We start from the raw sequence: 25,105 nt of genomic DNA on the forward strand, positions 1-25,105 counted from the left end.
CGCGCCGGAGCAACATCGGAGGAGACACCGATGGAGTTTGAAGCCTTTACCGCGCAGGAGCTCGCCGCCTATCTGGGCGGCGTGCCCGACGTGCGCGCGCTGCTCGGCGACCCCGACGATCTCGAAGTCGCCGAAGTGGGAGACGGCAACCTGAACTACGTGTACTTCGTGACCAATGCGAAGGCGCCGGAGCGCAGCGTCGTCGTCAAGCAGGCGCCGCCTTTTCTGCGGCTCGTCGGCAAGACGTGGCCGCTTTCCTGTCAGCGCATGGAGCACGAAGTCGCCGCGCTGAGGCGCTTCGGCGCGCTGTGCCCGCAACACGTGCCGAAGGTCTATCACGCGGACAGCAAGCGTTTTCTCATGGTGATGCAGCGGCTCGCGTCGCATCGCATCCTGCGGCAAGGCTTGATGGACGGCGCGACCTATCCGCGACTCGCGGATCATCTGTCGACCTATCTCGCGCATACGCTCTTCTACGGCTCCGATCTCTTTCTCGCGCCCGACATCAAGAAGCAGGCCGCGGGCGCGGCGGTCAATTCGGAACTGTGCAAGATCACCGAGGATCTCGTCTTCACGTTTCCGTTCGAGGATCATCCATCGAACGTCTATAGCCCCGCGCTGCCGAAAGCCGCGATCGAGCGGCTCAGGACGAACGAACCGCTGCGCATCGCGGCGGCCGACATGAAGTGGGTGTTCATGAATCACGCCGAGACCCTGCTGCACGGCGACCTGCATACCGGCTCGATCATGGTCAACGAGGACGAGACCTTCGTGATCGATCCGGAGTTCGCGTTCTATGGACCGATGGGCTTCGACGTCGGCGCGGTCATCGCGAACCTGCTGCTCGCCTACTTCTCGCGCGACTGGCACGGCCGCATCGACGGACGCGATCCCGGCCCGTATCAGGAATGGCTGCTCGAACAGATGGTGCGCATCTGGTCCGGCTTCAACACGCAGTTCCTCGAGCTGTGGCGCGATCACGAGAGCCGCAGCAAGCGGCGCTTCATCGGCGGACAAGCGGAGAGCCGCGCGGTCGCGGCGTATCGCGCGCATTTCATGCGGCGTCTGCTGGCCGATACGCTCGGCTTCGCGGGCTGCAAGATGATCCGGCGCATCGTCGGCATGGCGAAGGTCGCGGAGATCACGCGCGTTCCGGATGCCGAGGCGCGTGCGCGCATCGAGGTGCGCTGCCTGCGTTGTGCGGAAGCCTTGCTCGTGCAGCGCGCCACGCTCGGCGATATCGGGCGGGTGGCGATGCTCGCGCGCGAGATTCAGCGCGATGGCGCGACGATTTGACGGCGGCGTTTCTTTCGCAAAGGGAGATTTCATGGTTTCGCAGCCCTTGTTCACCACGCTTGCGCCGACGATCGAATGGCGCGACGGCGATCTGCTGCTGCTCGATCAGACGCGCTTGCCGCATGAGATCGTAGTGGAGAACGTCGCCGACGTGGCAGCGGTGTGGCGCGCCATTCGTGAGTTGCGCGTGCGCGGTGCGCCGGCGATCGGCGTCGCGGCCGCATATGGGCTGTGCATCGCGATGCGGGCATCGACCGCGCTGCCCGTCGCGCAGTTTCGCGCGGAGCTGGAGCGTCATGCGAGCTGGCTCGAAACGGCGCGGCCTACCGCCGTGAATCTGAGCTGGGGCTTGCGGCGCATGCTGCGCCATGCACGCGACGTCGATGCAAAAGATGCGGCGACGCTCTACGAAGCGCTCGTCGCCGAAGCCAGGCGCATACACGAGGAAGATCAGGCGCTGTGCGAAGGCATCGGCGAGCACGGCATGCCGCTCATCGTGGAAGGATGCGGCGTGCTCACGCACTGCAACGCAGGCGCGCTCGCGACGACGGGCCTGGGCACCGCAACCGCGCCGATCTATGCCGCGCATCGCGCGGGGATTGCGTTCAAGGTCTATGCGGACGAGACGCGTCCGCTTCTGCAAGGCGCGCGTCTCACCGCGTTCGAATTGCAGCAGGCGGGCGTGGACGTCACGCTCATCATGGACAGCGCCGCCGCGTCGATCATGTCGCAAGGGCTCGTCGATCTCGTCATCGTCGGGACGGACCGCGTCGCCGCGAATGGCGATTTCGCCAACAAGATTGGTACGCTCGGCCTTGCGATCGCGGCGAATTACTACGGCATTCCGTTCTACGTCGCCTGCCCTTCGTCGACGCTGGACCTGCAGACGCCCGGCGGCGCGCGCATCGAAATCGAGGAGCGTGATGCGGAGGAAGTGACGCATCTCGCCGGACGGCGCATCGCGCCCGACGCGATGAACGCGCGCAACCCCGCGTTCGATGTCACGCCGCACGCGCTCGTCACCGGCTTCATCACGGAACGCGGCATCGTGCGGGCGCCGTTCGAGCGCTCGCTGAGAAGTCTCTTCGCCGCAGAGGGGAGCGCCGCATGAGCGCCGCCGACGAACGCGCGTTGCGCCGCGCGATCGTCGACACATCGCTGGAGATGGAACGGCTCGGTATCAATCAGGGCACGTCGGGCAACGTGAGCGCCCGATACCGCGACGGCTTCCTGATCACGCCGAGCGGCGTGCCCGCGCGCGAACTCGGCGAAGCAGCCATCGTATGGCTGCCGCTCGACATCACCGACGATGCCGAGCTCTTGCGCGTCGAACGTCCTTCGTCGGAGTGGCGCATGCATCGCGACATCCTGCGCGCGCGGACCGATGTTCACGCGGTCGTGCATACGCATTCGATCGCGGCGACCGCGCTCGCCATTCATGGCCGCGACATTCCCGCGCTGCATTACATGGTCGCCGCGGCCGGCGGCAAGTCGATACGGTGCGCGCCTTATGCCGTCTTCGGCAGCCAGCAACTGTCCGATCATGCGCTCGCCGCGCTCGAAGACCGCCGCGCGTGTCTGCTTGCGCATCATGGCGTGATCGCGCTCGGCACCGATCTCGGGCGCGCCGTATGGCTCGCGCATGAAGTGGAAGTGCTCGCGAAGCAATATCTGCTGGCGCTGCAGATCGGTGCACCGCCTGTGCTTTCCGACGAGCAGATGGATGAAGTGCTGGAGAAGTTCAAGACTTACGGCAGGCGCAATACGGAGGATCGCTGAAGCGCGCATCGCGGTAGCGAAGCCTCAGCGCAACCACACGCAACGACATCGCATTGAACAACTCGTACAACGGAGACAGCCATGGCCTGGAGTTCGGCAAGATTCGACAGATGGGGAACGTTCGGCAAATCCACGGGCGCCGTATTGCTGTGCGCGGCGGCCGCGTTGAGCGGATGCTCGAAGAGCGACAACTCGTCGTCCTCCACGAGCAGCAGCGCATCGGCGGCGAGTGCGAGCGCACCGGCGAGCGCGCCGGCCACGAGCGCGTCGGGCGGCAAGACCAAGATCGGTTTCTCGATCGCGACGCTGAACAACGCGTTTTTCGTCGGCCTGAAGGCGGGCGTCGAGCGCGGTGCGAAGGAGCAAGGTTTCGAGCTCGTGCAGACCAACGCCAACGGCGACGCGCAGCAGCAGGTCAACGACGCGATCAATCTGTTGAGCCAGGGCGTGACGGCGATCGTCCTCAATCCGATCGATTCGAAGGCGATCATTCCCGCCGTCGAGAAAGCGAACTCGATGGGCATTCCCGTGTTTACGCTCGACCGCGGCTCGGACGGCGGCAAGGTCACGTCCTTTGTCGCGTCGGACAATGTCGCGCTCGGGCAGACGGCGGCCAAATGGATCGCCGAGCAACTGAAGAAGCGCTACGGCTCGGAGAAGGGCAACGTGGTCGACCTGATCGGCCTCGTCGGCACGACGGCCGCGACGGATCGCGAGAAGGGCTTCAGCGACGAGATCGCGAAGTATCCCGACATCAAGGTCGTCGCGCGTCAGGAGGGCGCGTTCGATCAGGAGAAGTCGCTCAATGCGATGACCAGCATCCTGCAGAAATTCCCGCAGATCGATGCTGTCTTCGGCGCGAACGACGACAACACCGTAGGCGCGGAAAAAGCCATCGACAACGCAGGCCGCTACAAGCCGCTCGGCGACAAGGAGCATATTCTCGTGATCGGCGCGGACGGCACCGCGCAGGCGCTATCCGCGATTCGCGCGGGCAAGCAGGACGCGACGATCTCGCAGAACCCGATCCGGATGGCGGCGCAGTCGCTGCAGTTCATCGCGGACTACAACGCGAAGAAAAACGTGCCGGCGAACTATGCATGGCCGACGATGCTCATCGACAAGTCGAACATCGATTCGGATGAAGTGAAGAAGTACGGTCTCTGGTCCGAGGAAGTGAAGCAGTAGGGGCAACCGCGGCCGCGTGCCGTTCATGAGCACGCGGCCCGCAAGCGGAATGCACGACATGACAGTGGAAACCGAAGCGCAAGCGCGCGCGCCTGAGCATGTGAAAGCGCCGCTGTTGCGCATGCAGGGCATCGTCAAGAGCTTTCCCGGCGTGAAGGCGCTGCGCGGCGTGAGCCTCGAGTTGCACGCGGGTCACGTGATGGCGATCGTCGGCGAGAACGGCGCGGGCAAGTCCTCGCTCGTGAAGGCGCTCTCGGGCGCGTACGAGCCCGACGAGGGCATGATCGAGATCGACGGCGTGCCGCTCGCGCGCGGCACCAATGCGGCAATCGATGCGGGCGTGGCGGTCATCTATCAGGAGCTGTCGCTGATCAACGACATGACCGTTGCGGAGAATCTGTTCCTTGGCCGCATGCCTTCACGCAAGGGCTTCGTGATGATGCGCGAGGCGAACGCGATGGCGCGTGAAGCGCTCGCGCGCGTCGGGCTCGAAAACGTGCCGCCGTGGATGCGTCTCGGCGACTTGCCGTTGAACAAGCGGCAGCTTGTCGAGGTGGCGAAGGCGATCGCGCGCGATGCGCGCATCCTCGTGATGGACGAGCCGACCGCCGCGCTGCAAAGCCACGACATCGCCAATTTGTATGCGGTGGTGCGGCGGCTGCGTGCGGAAGGCATGGGCATCATCTTCATCTCGCATCATCTGGAAGAAGTGTTCGAGCTTGCCGATTCCGCCGTCGTGATGCGCGATGGCGCGACTGTCGGCGCGCGGCCAATGTCCGAATGGACCGAGGCGGATCTCGTGCAGGCGATGGTCGCGCGCAATCTCGAATCGTTCTATCCGTGGGAGCCGCGCGACTATGGTCCCGTCGTGCTCGAGGTGCGCAATCTTGCGAGTGCGCCGCTCTTGCGCAATGCGAGCTTCTCGGTACGCGCCGGGGAGATCGTCGGCATTGCGGGCATTGCGGGTGCGGGGCGCACGGAGTTGCTGAAGACGATCTTCGGCGCGCTGCCCGTGACGGGCGGCGAGATCCTCGTGAGGGGCAGGAAGGTCACCAATCATTCGCCGACCGAAGGCGTGCGTCATGGGCTCGTCTATACGTCGGAAGATCGCAAGCTCGAGGGGCTCGTGCTCGAGGCGAGCATCGAGGAGAACATTGCGTTGTCGAGCCTGAAGGCGCTGGCGAGCGGCGGTTTCGTCAGCCGCGCGAAGAAGCGCAGGCTGGCGCAGGATGCGAGCACGCGTTTCGGGGTGCGTGCCTCGTCGGTGCTGCAGATCACGGGGACGCTCTCGGGCGGCAATCAGCAGAAGGTGATCCTTGGCCGCGCGACGGCGACGAGTCCCGCCGTCATCATGCTCGACGAGCCGACGCGCGGCATCGACGTGGGCGCGAAGTCCGAGATCTACGCGCACATGGTGACGATGGCGCGCGCGGGCGCGGCGGTCGTCATGGTGAGTTCGGAGTTGCCGGAGTTGCTCGGCATGTCGGATCGCGTGCTCGTGATGTATCGCGGCAGCATCGTGACCGAGATTGCGCGCGACAGGGCGGATTCGGAAACGGTCATTCAGTGGGCAACGACAGGAGCGGGCGCATGACCACCACGGCAGCCGATCGTTCGGACACGGAGGCGCTGTCACGCCGCGTGATTCGTCAGTTGAGGAGCGGCATCGGGCCTCTGTTCGCGGCGCTCGTCATCATATGCGTGGCGTTGTCGATCGCATCGCCCGAGTTTCTCACCACCAGCACGCTCACGAACATCATGGTGCAGGTATCGGTGGTGGGCATTGCGGCGGTGGGCGGCACGTTCGTCATCATCACGTCGGGCATCGACTTGTCGGTGGGCTCGCTCGTCGCGCTGAGCGGCATGGTTGCGGCGACCGTCATGGCGGGATCGAGCCCGGGCGCGGTGGGACTGGGCCTTGCGGGGCTTTGCGCCGCGCTCGCGGTGGGCGCGTTCGCGGGGGCGCTCAACGGGCTCGCGGTGTCGTGGCTGAGGCTCGTGCCGTTCATCGTCACGCTTGCGGCGATGGCCATGGCGCGCGGCCTCACACTGGCCATTTCGGATGGCCGTACCAAGTTCGATTTTCCCGATGCGTTCACGCTGTTCGGCGCGAAGACCGTTGCGGGCCTGCCCATGCCGATGATCGTGATGCTTGTCGTGTTCATCGTCGGGCATGTGCTGTTGCGCAAGACGACGTTCGGGCATCAGGTGTTCGCCGTAGGCGGGAATCAGGAAGCGGCTCGGCTTGCGGGGATTCCGGTGCGGCGGGTTGTGTTCTTCACTTACATGCTTGCTGGAGTGACGGCGGCGATTGCCGGCATCGTGCTGGCGGGGCGCCTGAATTCTGCTTTGCCTTCGGCGGCTAACGGGCTTGAGTTGCAGGTGATCGCGGCCATCGTGATCGGCGGGACGTCGCTTGCGGGCGGGCGCGGGTCCATCGTCGGGACATTCATCGGGGTGGTGTTGATCGGGGTGATCAACGTGGGCCTTTCGTTGCTCGGCGTGAATCCGTTCTGGACGCAGTTCATTCAAGGTGGGGTCATTTTTGCTGCTGTTTTGCTCGATGCTTTGAGTCAGCGGAGGAAGTAGGGGTGGTTGGGATTTCTTCCATGAAATCCTGATTTCTTAGTGGTCTATTAGCGTTGCCCCTGTGCGGGGCGGCAGTCACTTTCTTTGCAGCAGCAAAGAAAGTGACCCCCGCCCCGGGGAGGGGCAGTGCTAATAGACCACCAAGAATTCAGGATTCCCCGAAAGCGCAAGCAAGCGAACGAGCAGACAAACAAACAAGCAAACCAACACCAAGGAGATACTCAAAGATGAAAAAGATCATCAACCATCCCGATGCTTTCGTCGATGAGATCATCGAAGCCCTACTACTCGCACATCCGAAATGGATGAAGTCCGCAACAGAAGACCACCGCGCGCTCGTGCGCGCCGACTCCCCGAGGCAAGGCCGCGTCGGCATCGTAACGGGCGGCGGTTCCGGCCACATGCCGGGCTTTCTCGGCTACGTAGGCGAGGGATTGTGCAGCGGCGTGGCAGTGGGCAACGTATTCTCGTCGCCCTCCTCGGAGCAGATCTTCGAAGCGACGAAGGCCGTAAACGGCGGCGCGGGCGTGCTCTATGTCTACGGCAACTATGGCGGCGACGTGCTCAACTTCGACCTCGCAGCGGACCTCGCGGAAGCCGAAGGCATCGACGTCAAAACCGTCGTGCTGACCGACGATGTCGCCTCCGCACCGAAAGAACGTTCGGCGGATCGGCGCGGCGTGGCCGGCATGGTGTTCGCCTTCAAATGCGCAGGCGCCGCAGCCGAACGCGGCGATTCCCTCGACGAAGTGGCGCGCATTTGCGCCAAGGCCAACGCGAACTGCCGCACCATGGGCGTCGGCCTTTCGCCGACGATTCTGCCCGCAGCGGGCAAACCCACTTTCACGCTGCCGGAAGGCGAGATGGAGATCGGCATCGGCATTCACGGCGAACCGGGCACGCATCGCGGCAAACTCGAATCCGCCGATGCCATCGCCGAGCGCCTCACCCGCCAGATCGTCGGCGATCTCGCCGCGTCCAGGGGCTCGCGCGTCGCGCTGCTCGTAAACGGACTGGGCGCGACGCCGCTGGAAGAACTGTATCTGCTCTACCGGCGCTCGGCGGCGCTCATCGCGGACCAAGGGTTGAAGGTCGCGCGCTCGTATGTCGGCGAGTACGTGACGAGCCTGGAAATGGCGGGCGCATCCATCACGGTGATGCTGCTCGACGACGAACTCGAAGCACTGCTTGCGGCGCCCGCGCGTTCGCCGTTCTTCCGCGACGGAACCGAGTCCTGAAAAGGAGCGTGCAATGAGTGTGACGAGCAAGGAACTGCGGGACATCCTCTCGCGCGCGCTAAGCGCGCTTCCCAATCATGCCGATGAACTGCGCGAGCTCGACGCGGCGCTCGGCGACGGCGATCTCGGCATCACCGTGCAGGCGGGGTCCGCGGCCATCGTGAAGGCGCTGGCCGCGCTGCCCGACGAGACGTCGTTGAACGAAGCGCTGCTCGCCGCTGCCAAGGCGTTTTCCACCGCGAATCCGTCGACCTTCGCGGCGCTCGTCGGCGGCGGCCTGCTCGCGGCGGCGAAGACGGTGATCGGCAAGGACACGATCGGTCGCGACGAGGCGCTTGCGATCGGTCATGCAGTCGCGGCGCGGATCATCGAGCGCGGCAAGAGCCAGGTCGGCGACAAGACCGTGCTCGATGCGCTGGTGCCGAGTCTCGATGTACTGGCCATATCGCAAGGCAGCGCGACGGACATGCTCGACGCGATGATCGCGAACGCGAACGAGCAGGTCAGCGCGACCGCCGCGATGCAATCGAAGAAGGGGCGCGCCGCATGGGTGCAGGAGCGCAGCATCGGGCACGCAGACCCAGGCGCGACCGCTTATGTCAGGTTCCTGGAAGCATTGAGGGATGCGCTCGCGGCATGAATGCCGCCGGATTCATGCGCGCTTCTTTTCCGGTACGGTTTTGCCCTTGCCCGAATGAACGACCTTCAGCTTCGTGCGGGTGAGCGCGAGCGCTTCCGCGTGCGTGGCGACGCACGGTCCCGATCCGAGCAACGGCATGCGCGCCGTTTCGCGCAATGCGAGCACCGACACCATGCCGATCACGGACGCCGCCATCAGATAGTACGCGGGCATCATCAGATTGCCGGTCTGATCGACGAGCCACGCGGTGACGAGCGGCGTCGTGCCGCCGAACAGCGATACCGACACGTTGAAGCCGATGGCGAGCGCGCCGCAACGAATGCGCGTCGGAAAGAGGGCCGGCAGCGACGACGGCATCACGCCCGTGAAGGTCGAAAGCAATGCGCCCAGAATCAGCAGGCCGGTGAACACCGGCAGCACCGTGCCTGTGCGCACGAGCAGAAGCGCCGGAATCGACAGCGCGAACAGACCGATGCAGCCGGACATCATCACCGGCTTGCGGCCGATCCGGTCCGACAGATGGCCCGCGAACAGCGTCATCGGGATCATCAGCACCATCACGAGCAGCACGAGAAAGAGCCCGTGCGTTTCGTCGAAATGAAGCGTCGCCGACAGGAAACTCGGCAGGTACGACAACGCCATGTAATCGGTGACGTTGAAGATCAGTACGAGCCCCACACATTGCAGCAGCGGCTTGAGCTGATGCGCGAGCAGTTCGATGAACGATTGCTTCGGGCGTGACCGTTCGTCCGCCTCCCGCGCCTCGGCTTCCTTCCTGAACGCGGGCGTCTCTTCGAGCTTCATGCGGATATAGAGGCCCACGAGTCCGAGCGGACCCGCGATCATGAACGGCACGCGCCAGCCCCACGAAAGCAGCGCTTCGTGCGAGAGCAGCGCCGTCAGCAGCGCGACCGTTCCCGCGCCGAGGATATAGCCCGCGAGCGTGCCCACTTCAAGAAAGCTGCCGAAGAAGCCGCGCCGCGCATCGGTCGAGAACTCGGCGATGAACGTCGCCGCGCCGCCATACTCGCCGCCCGTGGAGAAGCCCTGCACGAGACGCGCGACGAGCAGCAGCACCGGCGCGAGTATGCCGATCCTGTCATATCCCGGTATCAGGCCGATGCAGAATGTGCCGACGGCCATCATGATCATCGTCATCGCCAGCACGCGCTGGCGGCCGATGCGGTCGCCGAGCGGGCCGAAGACCATGCCGCCGATCGGCCGCACGAGAAAGGCCGCGGCGAAGGTGCCGAAGGTCGCGATCAATTGTGCGGACGGGCTGCTCGACGGAAAGAACACCTTGCCGAGCACGACCGCGATGTAGCTGTAGACGCCGAAGTCGAACCACTCCATTGCGTTGCCGAGCGCCATCGCGCCGACTGCGCGCTTGAGCAGCGCGTGATCGACGACCGTGATGTCGTCCAGCTCGAGAGGCGGCGACGGCTTGATTGCGGCATGGCGCTCGTGCGAGGGGCTCACTTGTGCTACTCCTGAATTGCATTGACCGCCGATGGGGCGCCGCGGCCTGATGGAGCGCGAGCGGCCCTCGGCATGATTGTTCTCTGGAGTGTGCGGATCGTCGCGCGCGCGTGCCTTCGCTCACGCGTCCGGAAATCGGCTCAAAACGACACATCACGGTTTCGCGATGTCGGACGTGGGCGAACAAGTCGATGTCAGGCGTTGGCCTTCATCCGACAGTCGCGTGATTCAAAGCGACCGCGCGGGTGATCGTGCCCCGAGCCGGAACGCTTTGTTTTCAGGTCATTCAGCTCTTTTAGAGCGATGCGTCCATCGAAAATGGCACAGGCCATGCACTTGTCGGCGCGGGCGCGATGCTTTCCCGCGCGCTTCGTTTTGTCGACAAGTCACTGGAGTCGCCATGAAAGCGAAACTCACTGCCATTCTTCTGGCCGCGAACGCGGCATGGTCCGCCATCCCCGCGCTGGCGGACGATTGCGGCTCGGCCAACATGCATTGCCAAGACGCGGTCGCGCCGGTCTCGTACAGCGCTCACGGCGCGGATGCGATGAGCTCGAAGGGTGCCGCGCACGACACGCCCGATGTCGGCACCCATGCGGTCGGAGGCGGTGACGCATACAAGACGCAATCGGGCAAGCGCGAACAGCGAGACAGTATTGACGCGTGGTATCGAGGAGGCTGATGACCGCTCAACCCCGCCATTCCCCGCGCGGCGAGCGCCGTCAATCGAGCGTGATGCCGTCGAAGCGATGCCCGCCGAGCGGGCTGATCAGATAGCCGTGCACGCGTTTCGAGATCGGCTGAAAGATGTTCGCGTGCGCAATCGGCGTGTACGGCACCTGATCCTTGAACACGACCTGCGCTTCTTCGTAGAGCTTCGTGCGCGCGTTCTGATCGGTAATGAGGCGCGCCTTCGCGAGCAGGTCGTCGAATTGCCTGTTGCACCACTTCGCCATGTTGCTGCCGTGGACCGCATCGCAGCCGAGCGTCGTGCCGAGCCAGTTGTCCGGGTCGCCGTTGTCGCCGAGCCAGCCGTACAGGATCGCATCGTGCTCGCCGTTCGTCTTCGCGCGCTTGTTGTACTCGGCCCATTCGTAAGTGACGATGTTCGCCTTCACGCCGATCTTCGCCCAGTCCGATTGAATCAGTTGCGCCATCAGGCGCGCGTTCGGGTTGTAGCCGCGCTGCACGGGCATGGCCCAGAGCGTGATCGCGAAGCCGTCCGGGAAGCCCGCTTCCTTGAGGAGCTCGCGCGCCTTCGCGGGATCTCGCGGCGCGTCCTTGAGCGCCTTGTCATACGACCACTGCGAGGGCGGCATCGGGTTCGTGGCGACAGTGGCCGCGCCTTCGTAGACCGTTCTGATGATCGCCTGCTTGTCGATCGCCATGTCGAGCGCGCGGCGCACGTTGACGTTGTCGAGCGGCTTGTGCGTGGTGTTGTAGCCCACATACGCGATATTGAAGCCGACGCCAGACAGCACCGTGAGCTTCGGGTCCTGCCTGGACGCGGCGATATCGGCGGGGCGCGGGAAGGACGTCACCTGGCATTCGCCGCCCGACAGCTTCTGCTGGCGCACGGCGGCGTCGGGCGTGATCGAGAAGACCAGCTTGTCGATGTGGACGTCCTTTCTGTTCCAGTATGTCGGGTTGGCGTCATAGCGGATCGTCGCATCCTTCTGGTAGTCGCGGAATACGAACGCGCCCGTGCCGACCGGCTTCTGATTGAGATTCTCGGGCTTGCCTTGCTTGAGCAGTTGCGCCGCATATTCCGCCGATACGATCGATGCGAATTCCATCGCAATGTTGCGCACGAACACGACATCCGGCGTCTTGAGCGTGAAGCGCACGGTGTAGTCGTCGAGCTTGTCGACCGATGCGATGTTCTTGTCGTAGCCGAGATCCGTCAGATACGGAAAGCTGACCGGATGCGCCTTCTGGAACGGCTCGTTCGGATCGATCATGCGCCTGAACGTGAACACGACGTCGTCCGCGTTGAAGTCGCGCGTGGGCTTGAACCAGGGCGTCGACTGGAATTTCACGCCGCGTCGAAGATGGAAGGTGAAGGTCTTCGCGTCCGGCGACTCGTCCCATTTCTCCGCGAGGCCGGGCACGAGATCGAGCGTTCCGCGCCTGAACTCGACGAGCGTGTCGTAGACGGCGTGCGCGCCCGCGTCGAAGTCGGTGCTGGTCGTGTACTGCGCGGAGTCGAAGCCGGCGGGGCTGCCTTCGGAGCAGAACACGAGCGTCTTGCTCGCGGCCAGTGCGGCTTGCGAACTCATTGCAAGCGCCGCGGAAAAGGAAACAGCAAGGAAACGTCGCGTCAGAGCCATTTTTCTTGTTTGCTCGGAAGAGTTGGCGAGCCGCCTCGCGGCGGGCGTGAACCATACTCTACCAAGCAAACGTTTCTGGCCGAACCGATGATTTCTGCTTTTCTCTTGCGGACGCGCTACATCGCGCGCAATGCGAAGCGCTTGAGCTTGCCCGTCTCGGTGCGCGGCAGTGAATCGAGGAAGGTCACCACGCGAGGATACTTATAGGGCGCGACGTTGCGCTTGACGAAATCCTGCAGCTCGGCGATGAGCGCATCGTCGCCCGTGAAGCCGGGATTGAGCACGACGAACGCCTTCACCACCTGTCCGCGGGTTTCGTCCGGCACGCCAATCACGCCGCACTCGGCCACCGCTTCGTGCTGCATCAGCACGCTTTCCACTTCCGGCCCGGAGATGTTGTACCCCGCCGAGACGATCATGTCGTCGGCGCGCGCCTGATAGAACACGTAGCCGTCTTCGTCGATCACGACGGAATCGCCGGGCAGGTTCCAGCCGTCGCGCACGAACTTCAGCTGACGTTCATCTGCGAGATAACGGCAGCCAGTCGGGCCGCGCACGGCGAGCTTGCCGATCGTGCCGGGCGGCACGGGCTGCATCGCATCGTCGACGGCCTGCACGATGTAACCCGGCACCGCGCGGCCGATTGCATGCTCGCGCACGTCCGCACCCGCCGACGAAATGAAGATATGGATCATCTCCGTGCCGCCGATGCCGTCGATCATCTCGATGCCGCTCGCTTCGTGCCACAGCGCACGCGTGGAATCGGGCAACGCCTCGCCGGCGGAAACGGTCTTCGTGAGGCTCGAAATGTCGAAGCGCTCGACGAGCGGCGCCATTTGCCTATAGAAGGTCGGCGCGGTGAACATGATGGTCGCGCGAAAGCGTTCGACCGTTTGCAGCAGCATTTCGGGCGTGAGCTTTTCGAGCAGCACCGTCGATGCGCCCACACGCAGCGGAAAGCACAGCAGGCCGCCTAGGCCGAACGTGAATGCGAGCGGCGGCGTGCCGCAGAATACGTCGCTCGACGTCGGCTTCAGGATGTGGCGCGGGAAGAGATCGCACATCGCGAGCACGTCGCGATGAAAATGCATGCAGCCCTTCGGCGCGCCTGTCGTGCCGCTCGTGAACGCAATCAGGCAGACATCGTCGGCGGCCGTGTCGCAGGCATCGAAATGATCGGGCTTCGCCGCCGCGAGCGATTCGAGCGAGGCGGGCGCGTCGTCGTGGAACGTGAGGACCTGCGCGAGGGTTTCGCATTGGAACTCGTCGTCCTTTGCGCGGCAGCGGGCGAGCTCGTCCATCAGGCGAACATCGCAAAGCGCCGCTGAAATCCGGGCCTTGTCGATGATCTGCTTCAGCTCCTTCGCACGCAGAAGCGGCATGGTCGGCACGACGACGAGTCCCGCCTTCAGCGCCGCGAAGAACGCGACCGCCATCTGCAAGGTATTCGGGCCGCGCAGGAGCACCCGATTGCCTGGACGCAAGCCCATTTCATCGACGAGCACACGTGCGCTGCGATTCACGAGCGCGCGCAATTCCCTGTAGCTGGTGGCATGGGGCGCGCCGTTCACGTCGGACCAGATGGCGGGCCGGTCGCCATGTCCGCTTTCGATCGCGCGATCCAGCAGTTCCGTCGCGCAATTGATGCGCGCGGGGTAGGCGACATCGGCGTTGTCGAGCATGAACACCGGCCACTGATCCTCCGGCGGCAGGTGATCGCGCGCGAATGTATCGACGTGTGCTGACCGTTCCATCGTGCTCTCCGCTTAGTCGGGGATGACAGCCGTGGCTTCGATTTCCACCAATGCATCGTCTTCGATCAGTGCGACGACCTGCACCGCGCTCATCGCGATGTCGTAATCGCCGATCAGCTCGCGAAACGCCGCGCCGATCTCCTTCGCCGCCGCGAGATAGGCGCGCTTGTCGGTCACGTACCAGGTCATGCGCACGAGATGCTCGGGCTTGCCGCCCGCCTCGCGCAGCACGGCCACGACATTGCGCAGCGCCTGCGCGGCCTGCGCGCCGAACGCGTCGCTGACGAAGCGCGCCTGTTCGTTCCAGCCGATCTGTCCGGCGATATACACCTGCGTGCCGCGCACCGCGACGCCGTTCGCGTAGCCGCGCGGCTTGACCCAGCCCGAAGGCAGAAGCGTCTTTTTCATGTCCCTGATTCCTCCTGCAATGCACGGCTCGTGGCCGGCGCGAACTGCTCGAGTGCGCGGGCGATGTCGCCGGGAATGTCGATCGAACGGCCATCGTCGAGCGATGTCGTCACCAGAACCTGCTTTGCGCGAAAGCGCACTTCGTCGCCGCAACGGCACACGATGTCGATGCGGATCGAGCGTCGTCCCACGGAGTCGATGGCGAGCGACAGCGTCACCGTTTCACCCATGCGGCTCGGCCGCGAGAACTCGCAACCGAGCTTGACGATGGGAAGGCCCACGCGGCGCACGGTGATCATGTGCGCGTAGTCGATGCGTAGCGCGTCGTTGAACCAATCCTCGACGAGCGCGTTCGTCATCACGAGGTATTGCGGAAAATAGACGATGCCCGCCGGGTCGCAGTGAGCGAAGCGGATGCGCATCGGCATGTCGAAGGTTCGGCTCATCGCTGGCGTGCTCCGTGCGCTTTCAATACGTCTCGTCCGACGATCAACTGTTGAACTTCGGTCGCGCCTTCATAGATGCGCAGGGCGCGGATCTCGCGATAGAGCGATTCGACCGCCATGCCGGATTTCACGCCGAGGCCGCCCCACAACTGGACGGCCGCGTCGATGACCTGCTGCGCGCCTTCGCTCGCATGCCACTTCGCCATTGCCGCTTCGCGCGTGACGTTTTCGCCCCGATCGCGCAGCCATGCGGCGCGGTAGACGAGCAGCGCGCTGGTGTCGATGGTGAGCGCCATCTGCGCGAGCTTCGCTTGCGTCAGTTGAAAATCGCCGAGCGTCTGGCCGAACATCTTGCGCGATGCGGCGCGCGCGAGCCCTTCCTGCATCGCGTGGCGCGCAAAGCCGAGCGACGCCGCCGCGACCGACGTGCGGAAGATGTCGAGCGTGCGCATCGCGATCTTGAAGCCTTCGCCCGCCGCACCGAGCATCTGGCTGCGCGGCACGCGCGCGTCGGCGAAGTGCAGGCGCGCGAGCGGATGGGGCGCAATCACGTCGATGCGTTCGGCGATTTCGAGCCCCGGCGTATCCGCATCGACGATGAACGCGGTGATGCCGCGAGAACCCGGCGCTTCGCCGGTGCGCGCGAACACGACATAGAAGTCCGCGATGCCGCCGTTCGAGATCCAGGTCTTGTCGCCGTTCAGTATGCAGGCGTCGCCATCGAAGCGCGCATCGAGCGACATCGCCGCGACGTCGGAGCCTGCTTCGGGCTCCGACAAGGCGAACGCCGCCAGAGCCGTGCCGTTCGCGACGCGCGGCAGATAGCGCTCCTTTTGCTCGTCGGTGCCGGTGAGCGAGATGGCGCCGGAACCGAGCCCTTGCATCGCGAACGCGAAATCGGCGAGGCCGTCGTGTTTCGCGAGCGTTTCGCGCAGGAGGCACACGGCGCGTGTATCGATCGTGTCGTTCGATGCGCCGTATCGCGTGCCGCCGATGCAATGCGCAAGCCAGCCCGCATCGCCCAGCATGCGCACGAGGCGCTTGCACGCCGCATCGGTGTCGGCGTGATCGACGTGCGCCAGATGACGCTCGGCCCAGGCATCGACATCGCGCGCGAGTTCGCGATGCCGTTCCTCGAAGAAAGGCCACGCGAGCGCGCTGTGTGGATCGACGTTCAATTCAGTCTCCTTCGAACGCGGGGCGCGTCTTCGCGGCGAATGCGCGGTAAGCGCGCTCGAAATCGCGCGTGCTCATGCAGATGGCTTGCGCCTGCGCTTCGGATTCGATCGCTTCGTCGATGCTCATGCTCCATTCCTGATGCAGCATCTTCTTCGTGATGCCGTGCGCGAAGGTCGGGCCCGCGACGAGTTCGGATGCGAGCGTGGCGGCTTCGTCGAGCAGGGAATCGGGCGCGCAGAGGCGGTTGTAGAAGCCCCAGTCGTAGCCTTCGTCGCCGGTCGCGGCGCGGCCCGTGAAGAGCAGTTCCGCCGCGCGCCCCTGACCGATGATGCGCGGCAGGATCGAGCACGCGCCCATGTCGCAGCCGGCGAGACCGACACGCGCGAACAGGAACGCGAGCTTGCTGCGCGCGGTGCCGAGGCGCATGTCGGAGGCCATCGCGAGAATCGCGCCCGCGCCCGCGCATACGCCGTCGACCGCCGCGATGACCGGTTGCGGGCAGTGACGCATCGCCTTGACGAGATCGCCCGTCATGCGCGTGAAGAGCAGCAGTTCGGGCATCGGCAGATCGATGAGCGGCGCGATGATTTCGTGCACGTCGCCGCCGGAGCAGAAGTTCCCGCCCGCGCCATGGATCACGACGGCTTTCACGTCGGTCGCATACGCGAGCTGACGAAACAGATCGCGCAGTTCCGCATACGATTCGAAAGTCAGCGGGTTCTTGCGCTCGGGGCGATTCAGCGTGATGGTCGCGACGCCGTTCGTCACGGACCAGAGGAAATGCTTCACGCGATACGCGGCGAGCGTGGTGCGGTTGCCGGCGAGAAGCGCGTCGGCGGGGGATGAGGTCATGAACGTCTCCTTCAGTCTTTGAGCGTCTTTAGCAGATGCTGCTTCAGCTTGCCGAGCCGCTGATGCGTCTGCGATTTCTCGTTCAATTCGAGGCCGCCGAACATCTCGACGACCCATTGCTCGTGTGCGGTCGCCATCTTGTCGAACGCCGCGCGGCCTTGCGGCGTGAGGCGCACGCTGATCGATCGGCGGTCGTTCGGATCGGTATCGCGCGACACCAGGCCTTCCTTCTCCAATTGATCCGTGATGCCCGTCACGTTGCCGCCCGTGACCATCATGCGGCGCGAGAGCTCGGTCATCTTCAGGCCTTCGGGATGGCGTTCGAGCTGCGCCATCAGGTCGAAGCGCGGCAAGGTGGTATCGAACTCGGTGCGCAGGCGCTTGCGCAATTCGGCCTGCACGAGGTTCGTCGTGGTCAGCATGCGCAGCCACAGGCGCAGGCCCATGTGGCTGTCGGCGCCCGTGCTCATTTCCAGATCGACGACGTTGTCCGCCGGCTTCTCGATGCCCTTGCGGGGTGCTTTCGCTTCCGTCGCGGGAGTCGTCTTCTTGCTGCGTGCGGCGTTGGTCACGTCACTTCTCCACCGGATACGGAAATGGATTGGCCGTTCATTGCTTCGGAGCCGGGCGCGCAGAGCCACAGCACCGCGTTCGCGACTTCTTCCGGCTGCACGAAACGGCGTTGCGGGTTGCTGCGCACGAGCGCATCGCGCGCGTCCTGTTCGCTGCGCGAGGTCTTCGCCATGATCTGGTCGAGCGATGCGCGCAGCAGCTCCGTTTCGGTGTAGCCGGGACATACCGCGTTGACCGTGATGCCTTTCGTCGCGACTTCGGCGGCGAGCGCGCGCGTGAGGCCGATCACGCCGTGCTTCGCCGCGCAATATGCGGCGACATACGCATAGCCGATCTGACCCGCCGTGCTCGCGACATTGACGATGCGTCCGTATCCGCGTTCGAGCATCGCAGGCAGCACGGCGCGCGTGCACAGGAACACGCCGGTGAGGTTCACGTCGAGCATGCGTTGCCACAGTGCGGCATCGGTGTGCGTGAAGGGCGCGGCGTGAGCGTGGCCCGCGTTGTTGACGAGCAGGTCGACGGGGCCGTGCAATTCGACGGCGCGCGCGAAGGCTTCGCCGACGGCGGCTTCGTTGGTCACGTCGACGCTCACGCATGCAACGTGGACGCTGGCGCGCATCGCGTCGCGCTGCGCTTCGAGGCGCCTGATGTCGCGGCCCATCAGCGTGAGGCGCGCGCCCGCATGCGCGAGCGCTTCGGCGCACGACGCGCCGATGCCGCTGCCTCCGCCCGTCACCACCGCGTGCTTGTCGGCAAGAGAGATCATGATCAGACGGTTCCTTCGGCGCGTTGCGCGCGTTCTTGCGGCGTGAGTCGTGCATTGTCGGCGGCCATCGCGCGTTCGCGTTCCAGATTGCGTTCCAGTTGCGACTTCGCGGCCGCGTATTGCTTGGGCCAGGCAACATCGAAGTAGCCGATCTTCGCGGCTTCGTTCAGCGTCCAGGACGGATTCGCGAGATGCGGACGCGCCACCGCACACAGATCGGCGCGTCCCGCCGCGATGATGCTGTTCACGTGATCCGCTTCCGATATCGCGCCGACCGCGATCGTCGCGATGCCCGCTTCGTTGCGGATGCGATCGGCGAACGGCGTCTGGAACATGCGGCCGTACACGGGCTTTTCGTCCTTGCTGACCTGTCCCGACGATACATCGATCATGTCCGCGCCGGCTGCCTTGAATGCGCGTGCGATTTCCACGGCATCGTCGGGCGTCGTGCCGCCATCGACCCAGTCGTGCGCCGAGATGCGCACGGACATCGGCTTGTCTTGGGGCCATGCCGCGCGCATGGCCTTGAAGACCTGCAGCGGATAGCGCAGCCGGTTTTCGAGCGAGCCGCCGTATTCGTCGGGGCGATGATTGGTCAGCGGCGAGAGGAAGCTCGACAGGAAATAGCCGTGCGCGCAGTGCAGCTCCAGCCAGTCGAAGCCCGCCTGCGCGGCCATTTCGGTGGCGCGCACGAACTGCGTTTCTATCTCGCGCAGATCATCATGCGACGCCTCACGCGACCATTGGCTCACGCCCCGCAGATACTGTTGCGGCGATGCGGAGACCAGCGGCCAGTTGCCCTCGGGTAGCGGCTGATCGATGCCTTCCCAGCTCACGCGCGTCGAGGCCTTCGCGCCCGCGTGACCGAGCTGCATGCCGATCTTCGCATCCGATTGCGCGTGCACGAAATCCACGATGCGTTTCCATGCCTGAAGGTGCCCGGGTGCATACATGCCGGGACATCCCGGCGTGATCCGCGCCTCGGGCGAGACGCAGGTCATCTCCGTCATGACGAGCGAGGCGCCGCCCATCGCGCGCGCGCCGAGATGCATCAGGTGATAGTCGCCGGCGACGCCATCGACGGCGGAATATTGCGCCATGGGCGAAACGACCACGCGATTCTTCAGCGTGACGCCGCGCAGCCTGAAGGGCGTGAACATCGGCGGAACGGAACGCTTGTCCGCAGCGCGCTCGAGTCCGGCGCGTCCGGCGAGCCAGTCCTCGAACGAGGCGAGATAACGCGCGTCGCGTTCGCGCAGGTTTTCATGCGAAATGCGCTGCGAGCGCGTGAGCAGCGAGTACGCGAACTGCTCCGGCTCGAACGAGGCGTAGCGGTCGACATGTTCGAACCATTCCGTCGAGTTGCGCGCCGCGTTCTGGATGCGCAGCACATCGACGCTGCGGACCTGCGTGTAGTGCGCGAGCGCGCCTTCGAGATCGCCGTCCTGCCTGGCGAACGCGGTGTCGATGCTGTTCGCGAGCTCGATCGCGTCTTCGAGCGCGAGCTTCGTGCCGGAGCCGATCGAGAAATGCGCGGTGTGCGCGGCATCGCCCATCAGAACGACGGGCGTGCGCTTGCCGTTCGCGCCCTTTCTCCAATGCACCCATTCGCGATTCACGACGCGCGGGAAGCGGATCCATTGCGCCGAGCCGCGCAGATGGGACGCATTCGACATCAGCGAATGTCCGTCGAGATACTTCGCGAAGAGCTTTTCGCAGAACGCGATGCCTTCTTCCTTGCTCATGTCGGCGAGCCCGGCCGCGCGCCATACGCGCTCCGGCGTTTCGACGATGAACGTCGACGTGTTTTCGTCGAAGCGATATGCATGCGCCTGGAACCAGCCCCATTCGGTCTTTTCGAAGGCGAACGTGAAGGCGTCGAAGCACTTGTTCGTGCCGAGCCACACGAAGCGGCAATCGCGCATGTCGATGTCGGGCTGATACGTGGACGCGTATTTCTGGCGGACCGCGCTGTTCGCGCCGTCGCTCGCGATGATGAGATCGGCGTCGTAGTCATCGTCGTCGACCACGTGCATTTCGAAGACAAGCTTCACGCCGAGTTCCTCGCAACGCGCCTGCAGGATATTCAGCAGACGTTTGCGGCCGATGCCGCAGAAGCCGTGACCCGACGAGCCGATCGTGCGGCCGTCGATATGGACCTCGATGTCGTCCCAGTGCTTGAAGGCGTCGAGGATGGCGTCGGCGCTTTGCGGGTCGGCGGCGCGCAGGTTGCCCAGGGTCTGGTCCGAGAAGACGACGCCCCAGCCGAAGGTGTCGTAGGGGCGGTTGCGCTCGACGACGGTGATGTCGTAGGCGGGGTGGCGGCGTTTCATCAACAGGCCGAAATAGAGGCCCGCCGGGCCGCCGCCAATGCAGACGATGCGCATGTGTGTCTCCGACTCGTGTAGCTCGTGACATTAATTTAGGTTTATATAGTTTAAATGTCAAGTAAAAACGGAGTCGAATATTCGCGGCCCGGAGGTCGTTGACGCAGGAGAATCGGATCACGCGCAATCCGATGATCGTGATGCCCCGCATGCGGCTGACGCGGCAGTTGAGCGAGCGCGGCTGCGTGGTGTCCGAGCGCTCGGTCGACGCACTCGTCTGCCGTCTCAGCGTCGAGGACGATCCCACGCGGCGCGGGGCAGCGCGCCGCGTTTCAGGGGCGCAGGTCGAGTGGCCGCGCAGTGCGCCTTCCCGAGCGGAGCCGGGTTGCGGCGGGCGGCTGGCGGACGCGCGTTCAATGGTGAGCGTAGATGGACTGCGCGTCGTTCGACGCGAGCGGGCCGCCGGCCTGCGACATGCCTGTCGTCACGCCGCCGACCGACGCCGCCTCGGGCGTCTGGCCGTGCGCCGCAATCTTCGCCTCGGCCGCCTGGATGTCGGCGGGATAGTACGGATCGACCGCCGCCGGACGATAACCTGCTTGTTCGACCCGGACGAGATCGGCTCGCACCTCGGCGCGAGTCACCGGCGCATTGTCGGCTTGGGCAAACGCGAATGCAGGCGCGCTCAGCGCACAGGCAATCAGTACGGTCTTGATCAGTGTCTTCATGATGGATTCCCTTCGAGAGCGTAGCGGCCGCATTCACCATGAATGAGGCCTCGAGCCTCTCCATCGGCGTCGATGAAGAGTTGTCCTCATTCTCGGCAGCGGCGCCTGTCCCGATGCTGACCCGCTCGTTACAAGATCGTTATCTTTTCCGGCGGCCGCGGCGCGCCTGCTGCCGCTGGTGGGCGTCGGGCCAGATAACAGACTTGTAATTTGCCGGTCAGCCACGGGCAAATGCCCGCCCGTCAAACTGTGCACCACGTAAGGCCTCGATGCGCGCCGTGGCGCCCGGGGCCAAGCACAGCCTCTCCTCAAGGAATCGTCATGTGGATCGTCAGACTGGCCCTTCGGCGGCCCTATACCTTCGTCGTTCTCGCCGTCCTGCTGTTCATCCTGGGACCGATTGCGATCATGCGAACGCCGACGGACATCTTTCCGAACATCGACATTCCGGTCGTCAGCATCGTGTGGACGTACAACGGCTTTTCCGCGGAGGACATGGCCAACCGGATCACGTCGAACTACGAGCGCGCGCTCACGTCCGACGTCGACGATATCGAGCATATCGAGTCGCAATCGCTCAACGGCGTATCGGTCGTCAAGATCTTCTTTCACCCCGGCGCCGACATCAACCGCGCGATCGCCGAAGCCGCATCGAACTCCGCGTCGATCCTGCGTGTCCTGCCGCCCGGCACCTTGCCGCCGAACATCATCACGTACAACGCGTCGACGGTGCCGGTACTGCAACTCGGCCTTTCGAGCGACACGCTGCCGGAGCAGACGCTCTACGACCTGGGCAACAGCTTCATCCGCACGCAGCTCGCGACCGTGCAAGGCGCCGCCGTGCCGCTGCCTTACGGCGGCAAGATCCGTCAGATCATGGTCCAGCTCGATCCTCGCGCGCTGCAGGCGAAGGGGCTTGCGCCGATCGATGTCGTCAACGCGGTCAACGCGCAAAACCTGATTCTTCCGGGCGGCACCGCGAAAATCGGCAAACGCGAGTACAACGTCGAGATGAACGGCAGTACGCGCACGGTCGAGGCGCTCAACAATTTGCCGATCAAGACCGTCAACGGCACCGTGGTCTACGTGCGGGACGTCGCGCACGTGATCGACGGCTTCGCGCCGCAAACCAATATCGTGCGCAGCGACGGCAAGCGCGCCGCGTTGCTGCAAGTCGAGAAGACCGGCAGCGCATCGACCCTCACGATCATCCAGCAGGTCAGGGCGATGCTGCCGAAGATCGCCGCGGGCCTGCCGAAGGCGCTCACGATCACACCGCTTTCCGATCAGTCGGTGTTCGTGAAGTCGGCGATTTCGGGCGTCGTGCGCGAAGCGCTGATCGCCGCCTGCCTGACGGCCTCGATGATCCTGCTCTTTCTCGGCAGCTGGCGTGCGACGCTGATCATCGCGATCTCGATTCCCCTCTCGGTGCTGACCTCGCTGATCGCGCTCGCCGCCCTCGGGCAGACGATCAACATCATGACGCTCGGCGGCCTCGCGCTGGCGGTCGGCATACTCGTCGACGACGCGACCGTCGCGATCGAAAACATCACGCACCACCTCGAAAGCGGCGCGCCGCTGCACGACGCGATCCTCAGCGGATCGGGCGAGATCGCGGTGCCTACCTTCGTCTCGACGCTTGCGATCTGCATCGTGTTCGTGCCGATGTTCCTGCTCTCGGGCGTCGCGCGCTATCTGTTCGTGCCGCTGGCGGAGGCCGTGGTGTTCGCGATGTGCGCGTCGTACTTCTTCTCGCGCACGCTGATTCCCACGCTCGCGATGTACCTGATGCGCGCGCCGTCGAAGGACGGGCAAGCCGCGCGCGGACGCTTCGGCGCGCTGGTGCGGTTTCAGGCCTCGTTCGAACATCGCTTCGAAGCGCTGCGAAATCGCTACCGCGCCGCGCTGGAGCGGGCGATCGCTGGCCGCCGCCGCTTCATTCCGATCTACCTGGCGCTGTGCGTCGCTTCGCTCGCGCTGCTGCCGTTCACCGGCCGCGACTTCTTTCCTTCGATCGACACCGGCGAAATCCGCCTGCATCTGCGCGCGCCGACCGGCACGCGCATCGAGGAAACCGCTCGCATCACCGACGAAGTCGAGGCAAGGATCCGCACGGTGATCCCGAAGTCCGAGCAGGCGGCCGTGCTCGACAACATCGGCTTGCCGGTGAGCGGCATCAATCTCACCTACGATTCATCCGGGCCGATCGGTCCCGAAGACGCCGATATTCTGATCACGCTCAAGCCCGACCACCACGCGACCGCCGGGTACGTCGCCAAACTGCGCAACGTGCTGAACGCGTCGTTTCCCGGCGTCACGTTCGCGTTCCTGCCCGCCGATATCGTGAGCCAGATCCTGAACTTCGGATTGCCCGCTCCGATCGACATCCAGATCGTGGGCAACAGGCTCGCGGCCAACCGCGTCGTCGCCGATCGCCTGCTCGGGCAACTGCGCGGCGTGCGCGGCCTCGTCGACGCCCGCATTCAGCAACCGGGCGACGAGCCGGCCATCAACGTGAACGTCGACCGCACCAAGGCGATGCAGGCGGGCCTCACGCAGCATGACGTCGCGCAGAACCTGCTGATCGCGCTGTCCGGCAGCTCGCAGACGACACCCAACTTCTGGCTCGATCCGAAGAACGGCGTGAGCTATCCGCTCATGGCCGAAGTGCCGCAGTACGACATTCACTCGCTGCAGACGCTCGCGAACATTCCGGTGACGACGAACCAGCCCTCGGTCAATCCGCAGAATCAGCTCGGCACGCTCGGCACGATGTCGCGCGTCTCGCAGCAGGCGGTCGTCTCGCACTACAACGTGCAGCCGGTGCTCGATATCTTCGCGTCGGCACAAGGGCGCGATCTCGGCGGCGTGGCGTCGGACGTGACGCGTCTCGTCGACTCGGCCCGCGCGCAACTGCCTCCCGGCTCGTCGATCGTGATCCGCGGTCAGGTGCAATCGATGAACCAATCGTTCGAAGGGCTCGGCGTCGGGCTGGTGTTCGCGATCGCGCTCGTCTACCTGTTGATGGTCGTGAATTTCCAGTCGTGGGTCGATCCGTTCATCATCATCTGCGGCCTGCCCGGCTCGCTCGCGGGCATCGCGTGGATGCTGTTCTCCACGCACACGACACTGAGCGTGCCCGCGCTTACGGGCACGATCCTGTGCATCGGCATCGCGACGGCGAACAGCATTCTCGTCGTCAATACCGCGCGCGAGCTGTTGAGCCAGGGCGTCGCCCCGCTCGCCGCGGCGCTCGAAGCGGGCTTCAGCCGCTTCCGTCCGGTGCTGATGACTGCGCTCGCGATGCTGATCGGCATGCTGCCGATGGCGCTCGGCCTTGGCGACGGCGGCCAGCAGAATGCGCCGCTCGGACGCGCGGTAATCGGCGGCCTCGCGCTCGGCACGGTCTCCACGCTGATGTTCGTGCCGGTCGTGTTCGGCCTCGTGCATACGTGGCTCGCCCGCCGTGCCCGCCGCGCCGCCGTCGACACGGCCACCGGATACGCCCAATGAATCGAAAGCTCTCAAGG

Annotated in this window: 21 protein-coding genes; 10 read left to right on the top strand and 11 right to left on the bottom strand. The window is 64.8% G+C overall.

The annotated features are described in order from the left end of the window. Positions 1–30 precede the first annotated feature (30 nt). The 8 genes from mtnK (at position 31) to AWB83_RS02890 (ending at position 8,730) form a co-directional block, all read left to right on the top strand. The gene (gene mtnK / locus AWB83_RS02855; protein ID WP_087042733.1) at positions 31–1,296 is read left to right on the top strand and encodes an S-methyl-5-thioribose kinase; all 1,266 of its coding nucleotides are present in this window, start codon (positions 31–33) and stop codon (positions 1,294–1,296) included. Positions 1,297–1,327: 31 nt separating this feature from the next. Then, positions 1,328–2,407 carry an S-methyl-5-thioribose-1-phosphate isomerase gene (mtnA, locus tag AWB83_RS02860; RefSeq protein ID WP_087042734.1) on the top strand — a complete coding sequence of 360 codons (1,080 nt, stop codon included), beginning with the start codon at positions 1,328–1,330 and terminating at the stop codon, positions 2,405–2,407. Then, a complete protein-coding gene (locus AWB83_RS02865) occupies positions 2,404–3,075 on the top strand; it encodes an L-fuculose-phosphate aldolase (protein WP_087042735.1) in 672 nt (223 codons plus the stop codon). The genes mtnA and AWB83_RS02865 overlap by 4 nt, the downstream gene beginning before the upstream one ends. Before the next feature lie 81 nt (positions 3,076–3,156). Then, positions 3,157–4,263, top strand: coding sequence for a sugar ABC transporter substrate-binding protein (locus tag AWB83_RS02870; protein ID WP_087042736.1), 1,107 nt, complete (start codon positions 3,157–3,159; stop codon positions 4,261–4,263). A gap of 49 nt (positions 4,264–4,312) precedes the next feature. Next, positions 4,313–5,857 carry a sugar ABC transporter ATP-binding protein gene (locus tag AWB83_RS02875; RefSeq protein WP_374729046.1) on the top strand — a complete coding sequence of 515 codons (1,545 nt, stop codon included), beginning with the start codon at positions 4,313–4,315 and terminating at the stop codon, positions 5,855–5,857. Continuing rightward, positions 5,854–6,852 carry an ABC transporter permease gene (locus tag AWB83_RS02880; protein ID WP_087042737.1) on the top strand — a complete coding sequence of 333 codons (999 nt, stop codon included), beginning with the start codon at positions 5,854–5,856 and terminating at the stop codon, positions 6,850–6,852. The genes AWB83_RS02875 and AWB83_RS02880 overlap by 4 nt, the downstream gene beginning before the upstream one ends. A gap of 227 nt (positions 6,853–7,079) precedes the next feature. Continuing rightward, entirely contained in the window at positions 7,080–8,090 is a 1,011-nt protein-coding gene (locus tag AWB83_RS02885; protein ID WP_087042738.1) for a dihydroxyacetone kinase subunit DhaK, read from the top strand. Between the two features lie 13 nt (positions 8,091–8,103). Then, positions 8,104–8,730: a DAK2 domain-containing protein gene (locus AWB83_RS02890; RefSeq protein ID WP_087042739.1), complete on the top strand. Its 627-nt coding sequence runs from the start codon at positions 8,104–8,106 to the stop codon at positions 8,728–8,730. A 12-nt stretch (positions 8,731–8,742) separates the two neighbouring features. Here the strand turns inward: AWB83_RS02890 and proP are convergent, their stop codons facing one another. Continuing rightward, positions 8,743–10,209 carry a glycine betaine/L-proline transporter ProP gene (gene proP, locus AWB83_RS02895; protein WP_087042740.1) on the bottom strand — a complete coding sequence of 489 codons (1,467 nt, stop codon included), beginning with the start codon at positions 10,207–10,209 and terminating at the stop codon, positions 8,743–8,745. Positions 10,210–10,609: 400 nt separating this feature from the next. On the opposite strand from proP, the gene AWB83_RS02900 reads away from it, so the two are divergent. After that, positions 10,610–10,891, top strand: a complete 282-nt coding sequence (locus AWB83_RS02900) for a hypothetical protein (protein WP_087042741.1) — start codon at positions 10,610–10,612, stop codon at positions 10,889–10,891. 40 nt (positions 10,892–10,931) lie between these two features. On the opposite strand, the gene AWB83_RS02905 is transcribed toward AWB83_RS02900, so the two are convergent. The 10 genes from AWB83_RS02905 to AWB83_RS02950 all read right to left on the bottom strand — a co-directional run bounded on the left by AWB83_RS02905 (position 10,932) and on the right by AWB83_RS02950 (position 21,575). After that, complete coding sequence (locus AWB83_RS02905; RefSeq protein ID WP_087042742.1) at positions 10,932–12,539, bottom strand: ABC transporter substrate-binding protein; 1,608 nt, start codon at positions 12,537–12,539, stop codon at positions 10,932–10,934. Between the two features lie 116 nt (positions 12,540–12,655). After that, positions 12,656–14,293 carry an AMP-binding protein gene (locus tag AWB83_RS02910; RefSeq protein WP_087042743.1) on the bottom strand — a complete coding sequence of 546 codons (1,638 nt, stop codon included), beginning with the start codon at positions 14,291–14,293 and terminating at the stop codon, positions 12,656–12,658. A gap of 12 nt (positions 14,294–14,305) precedes the next feature. Then, entirely contained in the window at positions 14,306–14,701 is a 396-nt protein-coding gene (locus AWB83_RS02915; RefSeq protein ID WP_087042744.1) for a RidA family protein, read from the bottom strand. Further along, a complete protein-coding gene (locus tag AWB83_RS02920) occupies positions 14,698–15,147 on the bottom strand; it encodes an acyl-CoA thioesterase (RefSeq protein ID WP_087042745.1) in 450 nt (149 codons plus the stop codon). The genes AWB83_RS02915 and AWB83_RS02920 overlap by 4 nt, the downstream gene beginning before the upstream one ends. After that, entirely contained in the window at positions 15,144–16,325 is a 1,182-nt protein-coding gene (locus AWB83_RS02925) for an acyl-CoA dehydrogenase family protein (protein ID WP_087042746.1), read from the bottom strand. Before AWB83_RS02925 ends, AWB83_RS02920 begins: the two co-directional genes overlap by 4 nt. A 1-nt stretch (position 16,326) precedes the next feature. Continuing rightward, positions 16,327–17,178 (bottom strand): enoyl-CoA hydratase family protein, encoded by an 852-nt coding sequence (locus AWB83_RS02930; protein ID WP_087042747.1) that lies wholly within the window; start codon positions 17,176–17,178, stop codon positions 16,327–16,329. Positions 17,179–17,189: 11 nt separating this feature from the next. Next, the gene (locus AWB83_RS02935; RefSeq protein WP_087042748.1) at positions 17,190–17,750 is read right to left on the bottom strand and encodes a MarR family winged helix-turn-helix transcriptional regulator; all 561 of its coding nucleotides are present in this window, start codon (positions 17,748–17,750) and stop codon (positions 17,190–17,192) included. Beyond that, positions 17,747–18,520: an SDR family NAD(P)-dependent oxidoreductase gene (locus AWB83_RS02940; protein ID WP_087042749.1), complete on the bottom strand. Its 774-nt coding sequence runs from the start codon at positions 18,518–18,520 to the stop codon at positions 17,747–17,749. Before AWB83_RS02940 ends, AWB83_RS02935 begins: the two co-directional genes overlap by 4 nt. 2 nt (positions 18,521–18,522) lie before the next feature. Continuing rightward, a complete protein-coding gene (locus AWB83_RS02945; protein ID WP_087042750.1) occupies positions 18,523–20,907 on the bottom strand; it encodes a bifunctional salicylyl-CoA 5-hydroxylase/oxidoreductase in 2,385 nt (794 codons plus the stop codon). A gap of 353 nt (positions 20,908–21,260) precedes the next feature. Continuing rightward, positions 21,261–21,575, bottom strand: a complete 315-nt coding sequence (locus AWB83_RS02950) for a DUF4148 domain-containing protein (RefSeq protein WP_087042751.1) — start codon at positions 21,573–21,575, stop codon at positions 21,261–21,263. 321 nt (positions 21,576–21,896) lie between these two features. Between AWB83_RS02950 and AWB83_RS02955 the strand changes: the two genes are divergently transcribed. Further along, positions 21,897–25,088, top strand: a complete 3,192-nt coding sequence (locus AWB83_RS02955; RefSeq protein WP_087042752.1) for an efflux RND transporter permease subunit — start codon at positions 21,897–21,899, stop codon at positions 25,086–25,088. Positions 25,089–25,105 lie beyond the last annotated feature (17 nt).

This window comes from Caballeronia ptereochthonis (assembly GCF_001545075.1).
GTDB classification, from domain to species: domain Bacteria; phylum Pseudomonadota; class Gammaproteobacteria; order Burkholderiales; family Burkholderiaceae; genus Caballeronia; species Caballeronia ptereochthonis.